We start from the raw sequence: 15,071 nt of genomic DNA, 5'->3' as shown, positions 1-15,071 counted from the left end.
CGGCCTATCGTCCGCCCGTTTCGGCCTGGTCGAGCTGCTCGTCGAGGGCGATGGCCGCGGCGATGAGCGCCAGATGGGTGAACGCCTGCGGGAAGTTGCCGAGCTGCTCGCCCGACGGGCCGATCTCCTCGGCGAACAGGCCGACGTGGTTGGCGTAGGTGAGCATCTTGTCGAAGGCGTAGCGGGCCTGGTGCAGCCGTCCGGCGCGGGCGAGGGCCTCGACGTACAGGAAGCTGCACAGGTTGAAGGTCCCCTCGGAGCCGCGCAGCCCGTCCGGAGAGGCGGCGGGGTCGTAGCGGTAGACGAGGCTGTCGCTGACCAGTTCCCCGTCCATGGCGTCGAGGGTGCTCAGCCAGGCGGGGTCGCGGGGGGAGATGAACCCGACGCGGGGCATGAGCAGCAACGAGGCGTCCAGCACGTCGGTGGCGTAGTGCTGGACGAAGGCCTTCCGTCGCGGGTTCCAGCCGCGGTCGATGATCTGGTTGAAGACGGTGTCGCGGACGCCCGTCCAGCGGACGAGGTCGGCGGGGCGGGAGTAGGCGGTGGCCATGCGGATGCCGCGGTCGAAGGCGACCCAGGTCATGAGGCGGCTGTAGGTGAACTCCTGGCGTCCGCCGCGGGTCTCCCAGATGCCTTCGTCGGGGCGGTCCCAGGTGTCGGCCAGCCAGTCCAGCAGGCCGCTGAAGGACCGCCAGCCGCGGATGCCCCCGATCTCCTGGGCCTGGGCCAGGGCATCGGCGGCCTCGCCGTAGATGTCGAGCTGGAGCTGGTCGGCGGCCGCGTTGCCGGCCCGGACCGGCCCGGACTTCTGGTAGCCCTCCAGGTGGTCGAGGACCTCCTCGGTCAGATGGGGATCGCCGTCGATCCGGTACATGATCTGCAGCGGCTCGCCCGAGGCGGTGCCGCCGGCCTCGAGTCGCTCACGCAGCCAGGTACGGAAGGCCTGGGCCTCCTCTACGAAGCCGAGGTCGATCAGGGCGCGGACCGACAGGGAGGCGTCGCGGATCCAGGTGTAACGGTAGTCCCAGTTGCGTTCACCGCCGATCTGCTCCGGCAGGCCCATGGTGGCGGCGGCGATCGGCGCGCCGGTGGGCGCGTAGGTGAGCAGCTTGAGGGTGATCGCCGAACGGTTGACCATCTCGTGCCAGCGGCCGCGGTATCGGGAGGCGCGCAGCCAGTCGAGCCAGAAGGCGCGGCAGGCTTCGATGCTGTCGCGGACCTCGCCGGCGGTCAGGGGGGCCACGGGGTGGTAGCCGCTGCTGTCGGCGGTCAGGACGACGGCGGCCGTCTCGCCGGCCTGCAGGGTGAAGTCGGCGACGACGTCGTCGCCGTCCGGGCGCAGGGTGAGGGGGGCGGTGGCCTGCACGTGGAGGTCCGTACGGGGGCCGTGGAAGAGGGCGGATCCGTCGTCGAGGAGGGTGAGGGTGTGCGGTGCCCGCCCGTAGTCGAAGCGGGGGCGGCAGACGAGTGTGAAGGGCAGGCTGCCGCGGACCACTCGGGCGACCCGCACCAGCCGGTGCCGGTCGGAGGCGGTGGCGGAGGGGTTCGGTTCCATGAAGTCGGCGACCTCGCCGACGCCGCCGGGCGCCATGAAGCGGGTGACCAGGATGGCGGTGTCGGGCAGGTAGAGCTGCCGGACGGTCGCTCCGGCGACGCGGTCCGCGTCGACGGCGAGCCGGCAGTGCCCGCCGCGCTCGCTGTCGAGGAGGGAGGCGAAGATGCTCGGCGAGTCGAAGCGGGGTGTGCACCACCAGTCGATGGTGCCCGTTCCGGAGACGAGCGCGGCGGTCTGCAGGTCCCCGATCATGCCGTGGTCGGCGATCTGCGGGTAACCGTTCATCGGGTGGCCGTTCATGGATCCTCCGTTGTTCGCCGGACATGCCGGGCGACCGCCCCCGGACGCGTCGAGTGACCGTCACCGGGGGGACGGAGCAGCCGCCTTCAGGCTAACCCCTGGGTGTGCCGTGAAATCAGCCCGGGGGGGAACGACCGGCCGCCTCCTCCACTCCACCGGTGATCACCGGATCGGGTCAGGGACCGGGATGCCCCGCCGCATCGCCGACCGAGACGGATTCCGCCGACGGTTCCCCGCTCCCCGGAACGCGAACGACATTCGGGGAGGATTAATGCGACAAGCGGTCTTCAAGGGGTATTCGTCCTAATATGACTTTCTCGTCTGGTTTTATGGTAGGAGGAGGGCGGGGCATGAGCCGGAACCGGTCGCTGCTCGGCGAAGGTCCCGAGGTCGCGGCCCGGCAGCTCGCGATGCTGCTGCTCGGTGGTGCGCTGCTGGTCGTCCTCATCTTCGCGGGGGCCCCGGCCGGCCGGCAGGCGCTCATCGGCATCATCGCCGCGGTCCAGCTGGCCCTGGCCTCGGCCGGATGGGTGCTGCCGTGGGGCAGGTGGCCGCCCTGGGCGCCGCTGTTCTCGGGCGTGGCCGAGATGGTCCTGCTGGGGATCGTCACCTGGGCGTTCACCCCTCTGGCGCTGGGCACCGCCCCGTTCTTCCTGCTGCTGTTCGTCTGGGCCGGCCTGCACTACCGCGTCGCGGTCGTCCTCGGCCTGGCCGGGGTGGCGGTGGCGACCTACCTGGTGCCGGTCCTGGCCGCCGGCCGCGGGGTCCTCCCCGCGGCCGGCGCGATGGTGTTCCTGCCCGGCATGGTGCTCACCGGTGTGCTGCTGGCCCGCCAGACCGACCGCCACCACCGTGACCTGGCGGCCGTCCGCCGCGCCCACGACGAGGTCCAGCAAGCCGACCGCTGGCGCGCGGCCCTGATCGCCACCCTGGCGCACGACGTGCGCTCGCCGCTGACGACGGTGCAGTTCGCCCTGCAGACCCTGGAGGAGGACGGTGACCTGCCCGGCGAGCAGCGCACCCAGATCATCACGGCGGCCCTGCGCCAGACCGAGCGCATCCGCCGCCTGGCCGGCGACCTGCTGGACGCCGAGCGCGTCGACGCCCACGGTGAGCTGCGCCTGGACCGCCGGCCGGTGGCGGTCCGCGCTGTCGCCCACCAGGCGCTGGAGTACCTGACCTGCCCGGTCTCCCTCGAAGTGGGCGAGGAGGTGGCCGTGGACGCCGACCCCAAGCGGCTGGGGCAGATCCTCGTCAACCTGGTCACCAATGCCGCCCGCTACGGCAGGCCTCCCGTCGTCATCAGCGCCGGGCCGGCCACCGACGGCATGGTCGCCATCCGGGTGCGCGATCACGGCTCCGGCGTGCCGGAGGTCGTGCGGGGTGTGCTGTTCTCCCGGTTCAGCCACACCAACACGGTCCCCGACTCGGTCGGTCTGGGGTTGTGGATCACCAGGGAGCTGGCCCGCGCCCACGGCGGCGATGTCACCTACAGCCCTGCCGATCCGGGAGCCCGGTTCACCGTGACCCTGCCCGCGGCCAGGAGCCGTTCGGGAGTCGGATCCGGGTGAGGCCGGGTGGCGATCCCGCCACGGCACCCCGAGCCGCTCCTAGCGCCGCCGGTACCGGGCGGCGAACAGGGCGGTGGCCAGCAGGAGCTCGGCGATGTCGCCGCCGTAGTACATGACCTGGGCGGCCCGCCGGACGTCCGCGGCGTCCCCGGCGCCCGGAGGCAGGGCGGGGGCGTGGGCGTAGAGGTGCTTCGCCAGCCAGGCGTGGACCGCCGACGTCAGGATCAGGGCGGTGACCCGGACGGCCGTCCCGGGTCTGCGGGGGGCCGGGTCGGGACCGGCGACGGCCCAGGCGAACAGGTAGCCTGCCGCCAGATAGTGCAGGTGGACCGCGTGGTGGAGCAGGGGGCTGGTCAGGGTCGCCGCGTACAGCGGGGTGAGCATCACCAGCAGCAGGCCGCCGGCGTTGAGCACGGCGGCTCCGGCCGGGTGGCCGGCCGCGTGCAGGACCGGCGAGTGCAGCAGGCGGGCGACGCGGCGGCGGCAGGGCGTCGGCGCGGTGCGCAGCAGCAGCGTGACCGGCGCCGCCATGACCAGGGCCAGAGGGGCGAACATGCCCAGCAGCAGGTGCTGGACCATGTGGCCGGTGGCGCCCGCCGGAGCCAGGGCGTGCGGGAGCGGGGAGACCGCCACGGCCAGCACGGTGCAGCCGGCCAGCCAGGAGGCGCTGCGCAGCCGGCTCCAGCCCCGGGGCCTGGTCGCCGCCCGCCGGGCGGCGACCAGGTAGACCGCGGCGCATGCGGCGATCGCCAGCAGCACCGGCAGGGACGCCTGCCACGCGCCGGGGTCCAGGTGGGAGGGGTCCAGGTGGGAGGGGTCCAGGTGAGCGGGGTCCGGATGGGGGCCGTGGTGCGGCGGAGCGGGGTGGACGTCCGTACGGGCGGAGACCGGGAGGGCATCCTGCCGGACGGTGGCCGGGAGGACGGGCCGCATCAGGGGCGCCGGTCACCGGGCGGGGTGCGGGTGTCCTCGGTGCGCCGGCGCCGGGCGCGCAGGGCCAGCGCGGCGCCGCAGGCCAGCAGCAGGACGGCGGCCAGGTTCCACACCAGGTCGTAGGGGCCCAGGTCGACGCCGTAGCGGATCTGGTGCACGCGCAGGACCTTGTGGTCGACCAGGCCGTCGAAGAGCTGGAAGCCTCCGGCGCCCATCAGGAAGCCGCCCCAGGCCGCCGGGGCGACCAGCAGCGCGCGGCGGCGCAGGTCGGACAGCCAGAAGAACCCGCCGACGACGGCCACCAGTTCGGCGGCGTGCAGCAGGCCGTCCGAGAGCAGCCCCACCTGGGGGGTGGCCCGGTCGTAGAAGTGGTGCCAGGCCAGGAGCTGGTGGAAGACCACCTCGTCGACGGCGGCCATGACGCCGATGCCGATGAGGGCGGCCGACAGCAGCGAGGGGCGCAGGGAGGCCGCGGCCCCGCCCGGAGCCGTCGCCGCGTTCCGTCGTGTCCCTCGTCCCGGCATGCCGGGCCCCCTACCCGGATGGGCGGCGATCACGCGACGCCGGCCGCCGATCCGGGTAGGGGACGGGCCTCAGGCGTTCGCCCGGTCGAAGACCCTGGTGCCGATCACCGTGCAGGCGACCGTGAGGACGGCGGTGACCGCGACCCCGGCGGCCACGGCCGGCGTCAGGTAGCGGCCGGCAAACAGGTCGCGGACGGCCTCCACCACGTAGCGGAACGGCGTGGCCCGCGACAGCGCGTCCAGCCAGGCCGGGGCCATGGACATGGGCAGGAAGGCCCCGGACAGCAGGGTGAGCGGGACGACCACGGTGCTCATGACCGGGGCGAACAGGTCCGGGTTCATGGTGAGCGCGATCGCGTTGGAGAGCGCCGCCAGGCCGACTCCGAGGAGCGCCATGAGGACGAGCCCGGCCAGCACGCCCGGGAGCGGCGCGCGCAGGCCGAGGGCGTAGCCGACCGCGACCAGCGCGGCCGACTGGAGCAGCAGGGTCAGCGAGCTGCCCAGGACCCTGCCCAGAAGCAGGGCGACCCGGTGGGCCGGCGTCACCCGGAGCCGCTCCAGCACGCCGGAGCGGGCGTCGAAGACGATGCCGAACCCGGCCAGTCCCGCGCTGAACAGGCCGAGCTGGGCGAGCAGGCCGGGGACCAGCACCTCCCAGGTGCCGACCGTGGCGAACAACGGACCGAACAGCACCAGGTAGAGCAGCGGCTGCAGCGCGCCGAAGACGAGCCCCGTCTTCTGCCTGAGGGCGACGCGGGTGGTGTGCCGGAGGACGAGCCAGCTCTGGCGGACCACGCCGTTCATTCCGCTCCCCGCCTTCCCGCAGTCTCGCGGGCGGCCCCTGACGCGCCCGTGTCGTCCGCCCCGCCGCCGCCTCCACCGCGGTCGGCTCCTCCTCCGTCCTCCCCGTCCTCTCCATCGCCCCCGCCGTCCCGCAGGGAGCGGCCGGTGAGGGCCAGGAAGGCCTCGTCGAGGGTGGCCGCGCCGCCCTTGACCTCGGCCGGGGTGCCCTCCGCGATGACCGCGCCGTGATCGATGACGACCAGCCGGTCGGCCAGCGCGTCGGCCTCGTCGAGATAGTGGGTGGTCAGCAGGACCGTGAGCCCCCGCTCCTGGCGCAGGCGTCGCAGGTGGTTCCAGAGATCGGCCCGGCTCTGCGGGTCCAGGCCGGTGGTGGGCTCGTCGAGGAAGAGCAGTGACGGCCCGTGGACCAGGCCGAACGCCAGGTCGAACCGGCGGCGCTGGCCGCCGGAGAGCGCGCCGCCCGGCAGGCCCGCCAGGTGCGCGAGGCCGAACCGCTCCAATGTCTCCGCGACCCGCTCGCGCGCCTCGGCGGGGCGCATGCCGTACAGCAGGGCGTGCAGTTCGAGCTCCTCCCCCACCAGGTCGGCAGGGCCGATCCCGCCGCCCTGGGACACGTAGCCGATCCGCCGGCGCACGCCGCGGGGGTCGGCGAGCAGGTCGTGCCCGGCGACCGTGGCGGTGCCCACGGTGGGGCGGAGCAGGGTGGTCAGCATGCGCATGGTGGTCGTCTTGCCGGCACCGTTGGGCCCGAGGAGGGCCACGATCTCGCCCGCCTCCACGGCGAGGTCCACGCCCCGGACGGCTTCGGCGCCGTTCGGGAAGGTCTTGCCCAGACCGGATGTCATGATCATTTCATCGCCTCCATTTTTACAGTAACACCAATTTTTATGTGACTGCAAAATTTGTCCCGCACTAGAATGGCCGTCATGAGCGAGGGCCTGCGTGAGCGCAAGAAGAGGGAGACCCGGGAGCGCATCTCCGACATCGCCACGGGACTGTTCCTCGCCCGGGGATTCGACGACGTGACGGTGGCCGAGGTCGCCAGGGCCGCCGACGTCTCGGTCAACACGGTCTTCAACTACTTCGCGACCAAGGAGGACCTGCTCCTGGACCGGGCCCCGGAGGTGGAGGACCTGCTCGCCCGGATCGTCCGGGAACGGAGACCCGGAGAGAGCGTGCTGGCGGCGGTGCGTCGTGACTTCCTGAACGCCCTGGAGACCGGCCACTACCGCTACGGCTTCCACGAGGCGGGCGACGGCTTCGTCCGGATGATCGAGGCCACCCCGTCGCTCGCCGCCCGCGTCCGGGAGATGGACGAGGCCCGGGAGCGGAGGATGGCCGAGGCGATCGCCGAGGAGCTCGGCTCCGGCCCCGACGACCTCGCTCCCGCCGTCGTGGCCGCGCAGATCGGCGCCGCGCTGCGCACCGTGGTCGGCTACGGCGTACGGCGCATGCTCGCCGGGGAGGACGTCGGATCCATCGCCCCGGGACTGCGCGAGCGGGCCGAGCGGGCCTTCGGCCTGCTGGAGTCGGGGATCGGCGGCTACTGCACCCGGCCGGCGGACCGGTCCCGCCCGTGACCCCCTCCTGAGCCGCGGTGCCGGCGCCGGCCCCCTCGGGCTCCGGTGCCAGCCCGGGTGCGGGAACGGGCCGGAGCCGGGTCCCGGGCATCCGTTATGATCTTGGGCTGTCCTCCGACCTCCGACCCCGGGAGCCCTCGTGCCCGTGCGCGAGCGCGTTCGCGCCGCCCTGGAGACCTCGCGCTTCCAGCAGGCCGTCATCGCGGTCATCGTGGTCAACGCGGCGACCCTGGGCCTGGAGACCTCGGCCGCGGTCGTCGGGCGGTACGGCACGGCGCTGTCGGTCGTCGACCACCTCGCGCTCTACTTCTTCACCGCGGAGCTGGCCGCGAAGATCTACGCGTACGGCCCGCGCTTCTTCCGCGACCCGTGGAACCTGTTCGACGCCTCGATCGTGACCGTCTCGCTGCTGCCCACCGCGGGCGGGCTCTCGGTGCTGCGGGCACTGCGGATCCTGCGCGCGCTCCGGCTCATCTCGGTGGTGCCCAGCCTGCGCCGGGTGGTCACCGCCCTGCTCACCGCCGTGCCCGGGATGACCTCGATCGTGCTCCTGCTCGGCCTGGTGCTCTACGTCGCGGCCGTGATGGGCACGAAGCTGTACGGCGCCACCGCGCCGGAGTACTTCGGCGACCTGCCCACCTCGCTGTTCACGCTGTTCCAGATGATGACCGGGGACGCGTGGTCGGACATCACCCGCGAGGTGATGGCCGAGTACCCGGGGGCGTGGGTGTTCTTCGTGCTGTTCATGCTGGTGTGCACCTTCGTGGTGCTCAATCTGTTCATCGCGGTGGTGGTCAGCGCGATGGAGGAGGAGCACGCGGAGGAGTCGGCGCAGGCGACCGCGGAACTGGGCGCCGCGGTGATGGCGGAGCTGGCCGCGCTCCGGGCCGAGGTGCGGGAGCTGCGCGACCGCGTCCCGCCCGCTCCGGCCGCCGTGCGCCTCCCCGACGGCGCCGCGGCTCCGGCCGGCCCCGCCGGTCCGGCGGCTCCGGCCGGCCCCGCTGATCCGGCGGCTCCGGCCGGTTCCGGCAGGCCGGCCGCCCCGGCCGCCGGGAGGCGGGCCTCCCGCAGGCGGCCCCCCCGCCGGTGACCGGGCCCGGGACGGGGACGCCGCCGGCCACCGGGGGCGGAGGGGAAGATCTCGTCCCGCCTCAGCGGGAGTAGAACTCCACGACCATCTGCTCGTCCACCGGCACGGCGATCTGCTCGCGCACCGGCCGGGAGACCACGGTGAAGCGCAGGTCGGCGTGGTCGACCGCCAGATAGGGCGCGGTCCGCTCGTCGGCGTAGACGCCCTCGGCCGCGGCGACGAACGGCTGCATGGCCCGGGAGCGCTCCCGCACCGCGATGACCTGCCCCGGCTTGACCAGGTAGCTGGGGATGTCCACCTTGCGGCCGTCCACGGTGATGTGACCGTGCGTGACGTACTGCCGGGCGGCGTAGATGGACGGGGCGAGGCCCGCGCGCAGGACCAGGGAGGCCAGGCGACTCTCCAGCAGCACCACCAGCTCGGCGCCGGAGCGGCCGGGGCTGCGCAGCGCCATGTCCCAGTAGCGGCGCATCTGCCGCTCGGAGACGTCGTAGTACCAGCGCAGCTTCTGCTTCTCCATCAGCCGCAGGCCGTAGTCGCCGGTCTGCCGGCGGTTGGTCTTGCGGCCGTGCTCACCCGGCGGGTAGGGGCGCTCCTCGAAGTAGCGAACGGCCTTGCGGGTGAGAGGGACGCCGGCGCGCCTCGAGAGTCGCACCTTGGGTCCGGTGTAGCGCACAGTCACTCCATTGTGCTTAGGTATGCCTTACTGAGGTTAGCCTTACCTTAGACGAAACGATCGCAAGATCTCAAGGAGAGCCGGTCCATGCAGCAGCCCGTCACCGCGCCGCCCGTTCCCGAGCGGGTCCGCACCCTCGCCGCGGCCGCCGTCCCCACCCATGTGTCCCTCGCGGGGACGGCCGAGCCCGCGTGGTCCGCCCGGGGCGGGGTGGACCGGGCCGGACGGCCGGTGCTGCTCGTCCTGCCGGGCGACCCGCTCCACGGGATGCGGGACGAACCGGTGGTGACCGTGGACCTGACCGCGAGCCGCTCGCTCGGCGGGGTGGAGCTCTCGCGGGGCCTGCTGAAGGTGCAGGGCTGGGCGCAGGCCGTACCGGAGCGGGAGTTGCGCGAGACCGCGATCGCGATCGCCGACCGCTGCCCCGACGAGGCCCTGTTCGAGGTGCTGGAGCGCCGGGACGGCCCGCGCCTGCTCCGGGTGGACGTCGGTCAGGTGATCTACCTGACCGGGCCGGAGTCGGGCGTCCTGGACGCGGAGGAGTATCTCGACGCCGCCCCCGACCCGCTGACGGCCGAGGCCGAGCGCATGGTCCGCCACGTCAACGACGCCCACCGGGACCGGCTCTCGGCCGCGCTCGGCGCCCTGCTCTCCGAGCCCGCCGGCGACGTGTGGCTCTGGGAGCTGGACAGGTTCGGCGCCACCGTCCGCTCCGGCATCGAGGATCCCACCCTCATCCGGCTGCCCTGGCCCGCCCCCGCCGGCGACACCGCCGCGCTGGAGCGCGCCCTGCACTGCCTGCTCTGCCACCGCTGATCCCCCGGCGCCCGTACGGCCGGCCTCCTCCGCCGGAGCAGCGGCGGAGGGCCGATCCGCGCCGCGCGACGCGGACCGGCCCCCGCGGCCGGGCCGTCTGACACGCTCAGCGGACCCGGGGCGCCGGAGAGGCCCGAAGCTCGCCGGGTGAAGGGATGCGCCCGCGCGACCTGCGAGAAGTGCCGCAGGCCGACCCATTCCCGTGGGTAGCCTCCCAGGAATGATTGACTTCAAGAGCGGCTCTCTCTTCAAGCTGAACCAGTGCCACCCGGAAGAGGTCGGTCCGACCGTGGCCCCCCTCATGCTCCACGGCGAGCAGATCATCGCCTCCTACAGAACCGTCCGGGACTTCATCGTCTTCACCGACAAGCGCGTCATCGCGGTCAACGTCCAGGGGATCACCGGTAAGAAGCGCGACTTCTCCTCCCTGCCCTACGGCAAGATCCAGGCATGGTCGGTCGAGACCGCCGGAACCTTCGACCTCGACGCCGAACTGGAACTCTGGTTCAGCGGCCTGGGCAAGGTCCGTTTCGAGTTCAAGGGCAACTCCGACATCATCCGCCTCAGCCACATGATCGCCGGTTACGTGCTCTAGGGTGCGCGCGTCGTCGCAGACGGCTTCGGTGCGGCCCCCGGGCCACTGAACGCGACCGTCCGACCGGCAGGAGCCACGCCGCCGGAGACGGTCATGTGAGTCCTCCAGCGGCGCGGCATCCGGTGCGGCTCTCCACGGGAGAAGCCGCACCGGATCGGGGACGGACCGATCGCCCCAGTCGTTCACGCCACCTGAAATTCTGCCGTCGCCCGCGGACACGTAGGGATTGGAAGCCCGCAGCGTTCAGAAGGTCTGACGAGGATGACACGTGAGTGAACAAGACGACCGGTCCCGGTTCGAGGCGGTGTACCGGCGAACCTACGAGCAGATCCTCGGGTACGCCGTGCGGCGGTGCTCCTCTCCCGAGGACGCCGCCGACGTCGTGGCCGAGACCTACGTGATCGCCTGGCGGCGGATAACCGAGCTCCCCGACGGTGAGGCCGGCAAGTTGTGGCTGTACGGCGTGGCCCGCCGGGTCCTGGCCAACCACCGCCGCAGCGAACGGCGCAGGCTCACCCGGCACACCGAACTCACCGACGAGATCGAACACTTTTACGCCGCCCCCTCCCGCCACAGCGAACCACACGGTGTGAACGAGGCCATGGGCATGCTCGCCGACGGCGATCGTGAACTGCTGGCCCTGGCCCTGTGGGAGGGGCTGGACCCCGGCGAGATCGCCACAGTGCTGGACTGCTCCCGCAACGCCGCCCGCATCCGCCTGCACCGGGCCCGCAAGCGCTTCGCCAAGGCCCTGGACAAGACCCGCCCATCGGCCGCCGGTTTCGCATCGCGGCCGCTCATCGAGAAGGAGTCAGGGTGAACCACGACCAGATCTTCAAGGACCGGGCGCGGGTGCTGGATGAGGACCTGGCCGGCCGGGCGTCCACCGCGGGGGCGGACGCGCTGCTGGCGGAGATCGTCCGGCTGGAGCGCGTTCCGGCGCGGCGGCCCCTGCCCTCTGCGGGCCGCGCTCTGCTCGGCCTGGCCGCGGCCACCGCTGCGGTAGCGGTCATCACCCCCGCGATGCTGCCGGGCGACACGACCTCCGGTGTGCCTCAGCCCACCACGTCGGTGTCCGCGGCAGCCCGGCCAACGGCACGGCAGATCCTGCTCGCCGCCGCCGTCTCCGTGGAGAAGGCCCGTGCGGACGGCGACTACTGGCGTACCGTCACCGTCAGCCGGTCGACGAAGATCGACCCCACCCGCAGCTATGTGCTCGAGACCAGCGGGTCCTTCGAGATGTGGATGACGCAACGACCGGATCTGGAAAGCTGGCGCATCCGCCAGGATCTCGGCGTCAAGCCCGCGACCCCGCAGGACGAGGCGGCCTGGCGGGCCGCGGGCGCCCCCACCCGCTGGCGATACCCCAAGGACATGGAGACGAAGGGAATGTTCTCCATCCCCTTCGGGCCGCTGGAGGCGGCGGCAGGCGAGCGAGTCGTCGAACGGCTTCACGGCAAGTGGGAAGGCAAGGCCGGTGACCTGACGGGGGAACTGATCACCTGGAAGGAGGTACGCGCGATCCCGGGCGAACCCGACAAGCTCCGCAGCTACCTGGAAGAGCGCATCACCCGGCACCTGCTGACGGCGGACCTCGGCCCCGGGACGGACGTGGAGCAGCTCAGGGCACAGATCCTCCGGCAAGACTGCGTGGACATCATCAGCCGCCTGCCCGCCTCGCCCGAGGCGCGGGCGTCCGCCTACCGGATCCTGGCGTCGCTGCCCGGCATACGGGCCGAGGGAGAGATGACGGACCCGCTGGGCCGGCGCGGGCAGGCACTCAGCTATCGGATAGAAGCGGAGCCGGGTCTGTTCACCGAGATCCGTTTCGTGGTCGATCCCGGCACCGGCCTACCCCTCGCTGAGGTGTGGACGTGGACGAACACGATCGAGCTCGCGAACGGGCGGCGGATGGAGATCGGCCACTCCACCTCGTTCCAGGCGATCGGCTGGACCGATGAACGCCCGGAGCTGCCCGCGTCCCGGAGCTGAGGTGCCCAGGCCTCCGGGGATGATCGAAACGAGCTCCGGCCGATGGCCGGGGCGCGCAGACTCGCCGTGACCCGTGGGGCGGCGCCGGTCCGAACGCATGAGGCGTCCTCGCGGTCTCCTCACACCGTCCCCAGCCTCCCCGCTCTCCCCCGAGATCGAGCTGCACGAGGTCGTCGAGCCGGGCGGCAAGATGGTCATGCGTCCCAAGGAGGGCGGCTTCACCGTCCCCGCCCACGGCACGCACCGCCTGCAGCCCGGCGGTGACCGCATCATGCTGATGGGCGTCACCGAGAAGGTGGAGCCCGGCGCGCAGATCGCCTTCACCCTCGCCCTCTCCGACGGCTCGGCCCTGGAGTTCACCGCCGTCGGCAAGGACTTCGCCGGCGGCGAGGAGGACTACCAGCCAGGCACGCACACCGGCGGCGGCACGGGCCACGGCGAAGAGCCCGGCAAGGATGACGGCGAGGATCACGGTAAGGACGCGCACACCGGCGAGGACGACCAGTGACCACCGGCCCCCGTCTCACCCGGCGGGGACTGCTCGCAGGCGGCGCCGCGGCGGCGGCGGGCGCCCTGGCGGCGCGCTCGCCGGCACCGAGCCGGAACTTGCCGCGTCCCCCGCCCGGCTGACCGTCACCTTCGGGTTCGGTCCGGGGCTATTCACCGCGGCCGGGGCCGGCCACCTGCGGCCCGAGGCGGTCGCTCCCCTGCCCGCCTTCCCGATCGACAAGCTGGAGCGGCGATGGAACCGCGGTGACCTGCTGCTGCAGATCTGCGCCGACGACGCCCTCACCGTGACCCACGCGCTGCGCATGACGGTCAAGGACGCCCGCTCCGAGGTGTGCAAGCCTTCGCGGCAGAACTCGCACGTGTTGTCGGAGTAGGCGAACGGCGCGATGACGAAGTCGCCGCGCCGGAGCGTGGACACCTCCGGGCCGGTCTCCTCGACGACGCTGACGAACTCGTGCCCGATCGGGCGGCCCTGCTCCGAGGCGGGCAGGTCGTGGTACGGATGCAGGTCGCTGCCGCAGACGCAGGCGCGCACCACCCGCACCAGGGCGTCGGTGGGCGCCTGCAGCACCGGGTCGGGAGCGTCTTCCACGCGCACGTCACCGGCACCGTAGATGAAAGTAGCTCGCATCAGGGTCTTCTGTCTTCCTTTTCGTCGTCGGGCCACCCGCGGCCGGCGCGCCGGGGAAGGCCCGTCACCGGTGGATCCGTCCCGCCGCGGCACGAGCCCGGCGGCGGAAGCCGCGGGTGCCGTCCGTCCGCACGGACGGTGTCACCATCATCGCCTTCGGCACGCCCGGCGTCCCTCAAGCGCCGAACACCGTAAGTGAGAGATGTACGACCGATAGTTATGGTGGAAGCCGGATGTGTTTCATCACAGGGGGACGAATGACCACAAAGTGGTCCGTGCTGGGGGATGGTGGGAAATACGCCGCCCGGCAGGCGGCGGCGTTGTTCGCCCTGGCGGGGGTGCTGGCCGTCCTGGGGATCGCGGCGACTCCGACCGGCCGGCGCGGCCTGCTGGCGGTGATCGCCGGGGCCGACCTGCTCCTGGCCGCGGCGGCCTGGTGGTTCCCCTGGGACCGCCTCGACCCGCGCGCCCCCCTGGCGCTGAGCCTGCCCGCCCTGGTCGTGCTGTCCGTCTCCACCTGGGCGTTCGGCGGGACCGCGGCGGGCACGGCGCCGTTCTACATGATGCTGTTCGCGTGGGTGGGGCTGCACTTCCCCACCGCGGCCGTGCTGGCGCTGACCCCGCCGGCGACACTGGCCTACCTGGCCCCGCTGGTCGTCTCGGGCCGCGATCCGGTGGCGGTCTCCAGCGTCGTGGTGTTCGTGCCCACGCTGGTGGGGGTGGGCGTGCTGATCGCCCGCCAGGTCGAGCACCAGCGCCGCGACCGCGAGACCATCCGCCGCATGGAGCGCTGGCGGGCCGCGCTGACCGCCGCCCTGGCCCATGACGTGCGCTCCCCGCTGACCTCCGTGCAGTTCGCGGTGGAGACCCTGAACGAGGACGGCCCCGAGCTGCCCGAGGAGCGCCGGGACGCGATCGCCAGGGTCGCCATCCGCCAGGTGGACCGGATCCGGCGGCTGGCCGCCGACCTGCTGGACGCCGACCGGCTCGACAGCCACGGCGACCTCCGGCTGGACCTGCGCCCGCTGGATCTGCGCGCCGCCGCCGAGAAGGCGGTCGGCTACCTCAGCGCGCCGGTGCGCGTCGAGGTCCCCGCCGGCCTCACGGTGCGGGCCGACCCGCAGCGGCTGGAGCAGATGCTGGTCAACCTCACCGCCAACGCCGTGCGCTACGGCGCCCCGCCGATCGTGGTCAGCGCCGCCCCCGCCGGGCGCGGGGACGGCGAGTTGCTCGCCGTACACGTCCGCGACCACGGCCCGGGCATCCCCGAGGAGAGGCGCTCCCTGCTGTTCTCCCGCTTCAGCGGCGCCGGCGCCACTCCCGGCTCGGTCGGCCTGGGCCTGTGGATCACCCGCGAGCTGGCCCGCGCGCACGGCGGCGACGCCTTCTACGCCCCGGCCGATCCCGGCAGCCGCTTCACCGTCACCCTGCCCGCCGCCGGGCGGGCGACGGCCGGGCCCGCCACCGGCCGGGTCGCCTGACCCGGCCGGGCGG

16 protein-coding genes and 1 pseudogene are annotated in these 15,071 nt (G+C 72.9%); 10 read left to right on the top strand and 7 right to left on the bottom strand.

Annotation, left to right across the window (positions count from 1 at the left end; genetic code table 11):
* Nucleotides 1–4: 4 nt before the first annotated feature.
* A complete protein-coding gene (locus IEZ07_RS23680) occupies nucleotides 5–1,855 on the bottom strand; it encodes a glycoside hydrolase family 15 protein (RefSeq protein ID WP_239320341.1) in 1,851 nt (616 codons plus the stop codon).
* Between the two features lie 350 nt (nucleotides 1,856–2,205).
* On the opposite strand from IEZ07_RS23680, the gene IEZ07_RS23675 reads away from it, so the two are divergent.
* Nucleotides 2,206–3,426 carry a sensor histidine kinase gene (locus IEZ07_RS23675; protein WP_191896747.1) on the top strand — a complete coding sequence of 407 codons (1,221 nt, stop codon included), beginning with the start codon at nucleotides 2,206–2,208 and terminating at the stop codon, nucleotides 3,424–3,426.
* A 39-nt stretch (nucleotides 3,427–3,465) separates the two neighbouring features.
* Here IEZ07_RS23675 and IEZ07_RS23670 read toward each other — a convergent pair whose 3' ends face one another.
* The 4 genes from IEZ07_RS23670 to IEZ07_RS23655 all read right to left on the bottom strand — a co-directional run bounded on the left by IEZ07_RS23670 (nucleotide 3,466) and on the right by IEZ07_RS23655 (nucleotide 6,538).
* Nucleotides 3,466–4,359 (bottom strand): cytochrome c oxidase assembly protein, encoded by an 894-nt coding sequence (locus IEZ07_RS23670; RefSeq protein WP_204054506.1) that lies wholly within the window; start codon nucleotides 4,357–4,359, stop codon nucleotides 3,466–3,468.
* Nucleotides 4,359–4,883, bottom strand: a complete 525-nt coding sequence (locus IEZ07_RS23665; RefSeq protein ID WP_191896746.1) for a DUF2243 domain-containing protein — start codon at nucleotides 4,881–4,883, stop codon at nucleotides 4,359–4,361. The genes IEZ07_RS23670 and IEZ07_RS23665 overlap by 1 nt, the downstream gene beginning before the upstream one ends.
* Nucleotides 4,884–4,952: 69 nt before the next feature.
* On the bottom strand, nucleotides 4,953–5,687 hold the full coding sequence (locus tag IEZ07_RS23660) for an ABC transporter permease (protein ID WP_191896745.1): 735 nt from the start codon (nucleotides 5,685–5,687) through the stop codon (nucleotides 4,953–4,955).
* Nucleotides 5,684–6,538, bottom strand: a complete 855-nt coding sequence (locus IEZ07_RS23655) for an ABC transporter ATP-binding protein (protein WP_191896744.1) — start codon at nucleotides 6,536–6,538, stop codon at nucleotides 5,684–5,686. The genes IEZ07_RS23660 and IEZ07_RS23655 overlap by 4 nt, the downstream gene beginning before the upstream one ends.
* A gap of 75 nt (nucleotides 6,539–6,613) precedes the next feature.
* On the opposite strand from IEZ07_RS23655, the gene IEZ07_RS23650 reads away from it, so the two are divergent.
* Both IEZ07_RS23650 and IEZ07_RS23645 read left to right on the top strand, forming a co-directional pair.
* Nucleotides 6,614–7,267, top strand: a complete 654-nt coding sequence (locus tag IEZ07_RS23650; protein ID WP_191896743.1) for a TetR/AcrR family transcriptional regulator — start codon at nucleotides 6,614–6,616, stop codon at nucleotides 7,265–7,267.
* 145 nt (nucleotides 7,268–7,412) lie between these two features.
* Complete coding sequence (locus IEZ07_RS23645) at nucleotides 7,413–8,357, top strand: ion transporter (RefSeq protein WP_191896742.1); 945 nt, start codon at nucleotides 7,413–7,415, stop codon at nucleotides 8,355–8,357.
* A gap of 61 nt (nucleotides 8,358–8,418) precedes the next feature.
* Here IEZ07_RS23645 and rpsD read toward each other — a convergent pair whose 3' ends face one another.
* Complete coding sequence (rpsD, locus tag IEZ07_RS23640) at nucleotides 8,419–9,033, bottom strand: 30S ribosomal protein S4 (protein WP_068893873.1); 615 nt, start codon at nucleotides 9,031–9,033, stop codon at nucleotides 8,419–8,421.
* A gap of 87 nt (nucleotides 9,034–9,120) precedes the next feature.
* Here rpsD and IEZ07_RS23635 point away from each other — a divergent pair, with 87 nt between their 5' ends.
* The 6 genes from IEZ07_RS23635 to IEZ07_RS36220 all read left to right on the top strand — a co-directional run bounded on the left by IEZ07_RS23635 (nucleotide 9,121) and on the right by IEZ07_RS36220 (nucleotide 13,320).
* The gene (locus IEZ07_RS23635) at nucleotides 9,121–9,849 is read left to right on the top strand and encodes a DUF2470 domain-containing protein (protein ID WP_191896741.1); all 729 of its coding nucleotides are present in this window, start codon (nucleotides 9,121–9,123) and stop codon (nucleotides 9,847–9,849) included.
* Between the two features lie 220 nt (nucleotides 9,850–10,069).
* Entirely contained in the window at nucleotides 10,070–10,444 is a 375-nt protein-coding gene (locus tag IEZ07_RS23630; RefSeq protein ID WP_191896740.1) for a PH domain-containing protein, read from the top strand.
* Between the two features lie 268 nt (nucleotides 10,445–10,712).
* A complete protein-coding gene (locus tag IEZ07_RS23625; RefSeq protein WP_191896739.1) occupies nucleotides 10,713–11,264 on the top strand; it encodes an RNA polymerase sigma factor in 552 nt (183 codons plus the stop codon).
* Nucleotides 11,261–12,436 (top strand): CU044_5270 family protein, encoded by a 1,176-nt coding sequence (locus tag IEZ07_RS23620; RefSeq protein ID WP_191896738.1) that lies wholly within the window; start codon nucleotides 11,261–11,263, stop codon nucleotides 12,434–12,436. Before IEZ07_RS23625 ends, IEZ07_RS23620 begins: the two co-directional genes overlap by 4 nt.
* Before the next feature lie 97 nt (nucleotides 12,437–12,533).
* Nucleotides 12,534–12,944 carry a copper chaperone PCu(A)C gene (locus IEZ07_RS23615; RefSeq protein WP_191896737.1) on the top strand — a complete coding sequence of 137 codons (411 nt, stop codon included), beginning with the start codon at nucleotides 12,534–12,536 and terminating at the stop codon, nucleotides 12,942–12,944.
* Nucleotides 12,892–13,320 (top strand): Dyp-type peroxidase, encoded by a 429-nt coding sequence (locus tag IEZ07_RS36220; protein ID WP_191896881.1) that lies wholly within the window; start codon nucleotides 12,892–12,894, stop codon nucleotides 13,318–13,320. The genes IEZ07_RS23615 and IEZ07_RS36220 overlap by 53 nt, the downstream gene beginning before the upstream one ends.
* A gap of 8 nt (nucleotides 13,321–13,328) precedes the next feature.
* Here the strand turns inward: IEZ07_RS36220 and IEZ07_RS23605 are convergent.
* Nucleotides 13,329–13,577 (bottom strand): annotated as a pseudogene (locus IEZ07_RS23605) (alcohol dehydrogenase catalytic domain-containing protein); the annotation flags it as partial.
* Nucleotides 13,578–13,834: 257 nt separating this feature from the next.
* Between IEZ07_RS23605 and IEZ07_RS23600 the strand changes: the two are divergent.
* Nucleotides 13,835–15,058 carry a sensor histidine kinase gene (locus IEZ07_RS23600; RefSeq protein WP_191896736.1) on the top strand — a complete coding sequence of 408 codons (1,224 nt, stop codon included), beginning with the start codon at nucleotides 13,835–13,837 and terminating at the stop codon, nucleotides 15,056–15,058.
* Nucleotides 15,059–15,071 lie beyond the last annotated feature (13 nt).

The organism is Planomonospora parontospora, from assembly GCA_014647935.1.
Taxonomy (GTDB): domain Bacteria; phylum Actinomycetota; class Actinomycetes; order Streptosporangiales; family Streptosporangiaceae; genus Planomonospora; species Planomonospora parontospora.
Note: the sequence above shows the minus strand (reverse complement) of the source record. Positions and strands in the feature narration are given on the sequence as shown.

Coding starts and splice junctions, on each gene's coding strand:
- IEZ07_RS23680 (WP_239320341.1), bottom strand. CDS start 1,855: ATGAACGGCCACCCGATGAACGGTTACCCGCAGATCGCCGACCACGGC.
- IEZ07_RS23675 (WP_191896747.1), top strand. CDS start 2,206: ATGAGCCGGAACCGGTCGCTGCTCGGCGAAGGTCCCGAGGTCGCGGCC.
- IEZ07_RS23670 (WP_204054506.1), bottom strand. CDS start 4,359: ATGCGGCCCGTCCTCCCGGCCACCGTCCGGCAGGATGCCCTCCCGGTC.
- IEZ07_RS23665 (WP_191896746.1), bottom strand. CDS start 4,883: ATGCCGGGACGAGGGACACGACGGAACGCGGCGACGGCTCCGGGCGGG.
- IEZ07_RS23660 (WP_191896745.1), bottom strand. CDS start 5,687: ATGAACGGCGTGGTCCGCCAGAGCTGGCTCGTCCTCCGGCACACCACC.
- IEZ07_RS23655 (WP_191896744.1), bottom strand. CDS start 6,538: ATGATCATGACATCCGGTCTGGGCAAGACCTTCCCGAACGGCGCCGAA.
- IEZ07_RS23650 (WP_191896743.1), top strand. CDS start 6,614: ATGAGCGAGGGCCTGCGTGAGCGCAAGAAGAGGGAGACCCGGGAGCGC.
- IEZ07_RS23635 (WP_191896741.1), top strand. CDS start 9,121: ATGCAGCAGCCCGTCACCGCGCCGCCCGTTCCCGAGCGGGTCCGCACC.
- IEZ07_RS23630 (WP_191896740.1), top strand. CDS start 10,070: ATGATTGACTTCAAGAGCGGCTCTCTCTTCAAGCTGAACCAGTGCCAC.
- IEZ07_RS23615 (WP_191896737.1), top strand. CDS start 12,534: ATGAGGCGTCCTCGCGGTCTCCTCACACCGTCCCCAGCCTCCCCGCTC.
- IEZ07_RS36220 (WP_191896881.1), top strand. CDS start 12,892: ATGACGGCGAGGATCACGGTAAGGACGCGCACACCGGCGAGGACGACC.
- IEZ07_RS23600 (WP_191896736.1), top strand. CDS start 13,835: ATGACCACAAAGTGGTCCGTGCTGGGGGATGGTGGGAAATACGCCGCC.